This window comes from Brevundimonas sp. EAKA, from assembly GCF_000698025.1.
In the GTDB taxonomy this organism is placed as follows: Bacteria; Pseudomonadota; Alphaproteobacteria; order Caulobacterales; family Caulobacteraceae; genus Brevundimonas; species Brevundimonas mediterranea_A.
On the sequence record NZ_JMQR01000248.1, the window covers coordinates 1 to 1,496 of the forward strand.

The 1,496-nt window shown below is 71.7% G+C and carries 1 protein-coding gene; it reads left to right on the plus strand.

Annotated features, from left to right (window positions below):
* The first annotated feature begins 25 nt into the window (after positions 1–25).
* Positions 26–1,450, plus strand: a complete 1,425-nt coding sequence (gene hisB / locus ER13_RS17265; RefSeq protein WP_035311377.1) for an imidazoleglycerol-phosphate dehydratase HisB — start codon at positions 26–28, stop codon at positions 1,448–1,450.
* The last annotated feature ends 46 nt before the right edge of the window (positions 1,451–1,496 follow it).

Consider the following 1,496-nt stretch of genomic DNA (forward strand, 5'->3'; position numbering starts at 1 on the left):
CTCCCCCAAGGGGGGAGGATTTCAAATGACCCTGCCCGCCCCCTATCCCCCACTGGTCTCCGGCGGCGAGGGCCTAGATCGCTATCCCGGCGACGCCTCGGCCCTGGCTGCCCGAATGGCCGCGATCTACGCCGTGCCCGCCGACCAGGTCCTGCCGGTGCGCGGCCTGACCCACGGGTTGGAGCTGGCCTATCGCCTCGCCGCCCGCGACGGCGGTTCGGTCGAGGCGCCCAAGGCCGAACCCTATGACAGCCTCGCCGCCATCTATCCGGCCAAGGGCGAACCCGCAGTCGTGGTCATCCGCGCCCTCGGCTCGCCCGAGGCCGTGGCCGAAATGGCCGCCCGCGTCGCCCCGGCCCTGCTGGTGGTGGACGAAGGCCTGATCGAATTCTCCGACAGCGTCTCCGCCGCCACCGTCGTCGCCGATCAGCCGAACCTGGTCGTGCTGCGCAGCCTGTCCCTGGCCTATGGCCTGGCCGGCGCCCGCGTCGGCGCAGCCATCGCCCAGGCCCGCCGCCTGGCCCGCCTCGCCTCGGTGCTCGAACCCTACGCCCTGCCCGAACCCCTGGTTCGGCTGGCGCAACAGGCGCTGGACCCGTCGCGGATGATCGAGACCGCCGAGCGGATCGCCTCGGTCCGACGCGAGCGCGAGCGGATCGCCCGCGAACTGGGCCGCCAGATGCCGGTCGAGCCCGGCGTCGGCCCCATCGTCATGGCCCGGCCGGAAGACCCCGCCGCCGCCCTGGCCGCCTTGGCCACCTATGGCGTCGCGGCCGACCTGTCCGGCGAGCGCCTGCGCCTGCCCGTCTCGATCAAGCCCGAGGTCAACGACCGGCTGCTGGCCGCCTTTGGCCTGACGCCCGCCAAGCGTCGCCCCGCCCGCGTCGGTCAGGCCGTGCGCGACACGAAAGAGACCCGCATAGTCTGCGCCGTCGATCTGGACGCCCCCGGCCCCATCAGGATCGAGACCGGCGTCGGCTTCTTCGACCATATGCTGGAGCAGATCGCGGCCCACGGCGGCTTCTCCCTGCGCCTCCAGTGCGAAGGCGACCTGCACACCGACCCGCACCACACGATCGAGGACAGCGCCATCGCCCTGGGTCAGGCTCTGAAACAGGCGCTGGGCGAGCGAAAGGGCATCGCCCGCTACGGCTTCGTCCTGCCGATGGACGAGGCCAACGCCACCGTCTCCATCGACCTGTCCGGCCGCCCCTATCCGCTGTTCGAGGGCACGTTCGACACCCCCTTCATCGGCGACTACCGCACCGACCTGACGGCCCACGTCTTCCGCTCGCTGGCGGAGGCCATGGGCGCCGCCGTCCACATCAAGGTCACGGGCCAGGACGACCACCACAAGACCGAGGCCGTCTACAAGGCCTTCGGCCGCGCCCTGCGCCAGGCCATCCGGGTCGAAGGCGACGCCGTGCCATCCACCAAGGGGGTGTTGTGATGAAATCCTCCCCCGTCGGGGGAGGGGGACCGCGAAGCGGTGGAGA